This is a genomic window from Bacteroides sp. RTP31139st1_H2_RTP31139_211217 (assembly GCF_040227615.1).
Taxonomy (GTDB): Bacteria; Bacteroidota; Bacteroidia; order Bacteroidales; family Bacteroidaceae; genus Bacteroides; species Bacteroides uniformis.
The window spans coordinates 1-1139 of sequence record NZ_JBCNZM010000331.1 but is presented as its reverse complement, the minus strand read 5'-3'; positions in this window follow the sequence as shown (position 1 = coordinate 1139).

Below are 1139 nucleotides of genomic sequence, written 5' to 3'. Positions count from 1 at the left end.
GTATTGTACACTTTTGCAATGATAATAAGTTATTAAAGAAGATATTAGACTCATAAAAGTGTCCAATAAACGTTCGTTTAATGAACGCAAAGATAAGCTGTATTTTTTGAACTAACAAAATGTTTAATAAAAATATTCCCAAAGTGATTTCTGTTTCATATTAATCTATTGAATTGCAGTAGTGTACGTCTAACATTTAACATATTAAAGTTCTGTTCCTTTTTAACTTTTGTGCCTCTACTTATTTTCTTAAAAATAGACGTTTATTAAACGAACGTTTAAAAAACACCTCATCATTTCCAATATATCATTCTACATTCCAATATCTTACCCTTATAAATGCATTATTGAAGTTTCGTAAATATACCTACTGATAAATGGGAATTTATCGCACAGAACGCAAGTGAAATAAAAGCCCACTTCCATAACCTATGGAGAGAGTGAAAGCCCATGGATTTCTATCTAAAACACAAGCATTCCTTTGCGTTTCGCCCTTGCTTGGTCTACTGTTGCATAAGGAATTAGTGACGCCTAACGGCCATGAACAACCCTGCTAACGGCCATGAGGCAATCGTTTAACGACCATAAGCAGGGTTGTTCATGGCCGTTAGGCGTCACTAACTCCAAGGCTTTTACAGATGAAGTACGTAGCCCGCGCCTATTGCGCACAAGGCACAAATGTATTGTACAGCAACTTAAAAGACATTAGACTCCATTATTCATAGTCGGGCAAGCTCGAAAATGCAGGAAAACTACACCAACCGATTTATGTAACCCACGCGCGGTATTATGGTAGAGGATAATAAGTTACGGCAAAACTCAGACGTTTTTGGCAGGTGGAAGCAAATTTTGCTTCCACCTTTTCAGGTTGCTTCCACCGCAGGGTAAATGCCGATGGATAGGGAGATACAGGAGGTGGGTGGAAGTGTGGAAGCAAAGCAGATGCAAATTTATGTTTCAGCAACACACCTCAAGTTTTAAAAAAGATGTAGTACAAAGGTATAAAATATAATAAGTGTTACAAATACACACTTTATGCCCCGACACTCTTGCAAATGTCGAAAAAGTCCGTACATTTGCAATGTGTTTTTCATAGTATTAGATTTAAGGTTAACAAAGGTTGGAGTACAGCGGTACTC